Source organism: Pantoea sp. RG18 (assembly GCF_025910075.1).
In the GTDB taxonomy this organism is placed as follows: domain Bacteria; phylum Pseudomonadota; class Gammaproteobacteria; order Enterobacterales; family Enterobacteriaceae; genus Pantoea; species Pantoea agglomerans.
This window is the reverse complement of sequence record NZ_JAPCIL010000036.1, coordinates 1-553: the sequence shown is the minus strand read 5'-3', so window position 1 is coordinate 553 and position 553 is coordinate 1. Positions and strand designations below refer to the sequence as shown.

The following is a 553-nucleotide window of genomic DNA, read 5'->3' as shown; positions in this document are numbered from 1 at the left end:
CCCGGACGAATAAGTTAAAACGCTTACCTCCCATTTTTGAACCTGACGCATTCGCTTCTGGCACAGGGCTGCTGTTGCAGCCCTCACAGTCTAGACTTCAATTGACTCCGATATTTCCAGAGCATCATCTACTTCAATGCCAAGGTAACGTACTGTTCTTTCAAGTTTTTTGTTCCCCAAAAGTAACTGGATTACCCGAAGGTTCTTCGTTTTTTTATAGATAAGATATGGCTTGGTTCTGCGCATTGAGTGCGTACTGTAGAGCGTCTCATCAAGACCCAGTTTCCCAATCCATCCATGAAAAATGCGGTTATATTGTCTGGTTGAGATGTGTCTTGAAGAACCAACGCGGGACTGGAAGAGATAGTCGCTATTACTTAGTTGAGCCATTTTGATCCACGCGGCTACAGCCTCTCTGGTTCCCTTAGTCAGTTCAAACTGAACAGTGCTGCCCGTTTTCTGCTGCAGCACTGTCGTTCTGCCCGAAACAGAGTGCCCATAGGCTATATCAGAAACTTTTAGCTTAACCAAATCACAGCCCCGAAGTTTACTG

General features: G+C 45.6%; 1 protein-coding gene. It reads right to left on the bottom strand.

Features of this window, described 5'->3' with window-relative positions; all coding sequences use genetic code 11:
- Window positions 1–90 precede the first annotated feature (90 nt).
- The coding region (locus tag OK409_RS22430; RefSeq protein ID WP_264367562.1) for a tyrosine-type recombinase/integrase at window positions 91–553 on the bottom strand (463 nt) is incomplete at its 5' end.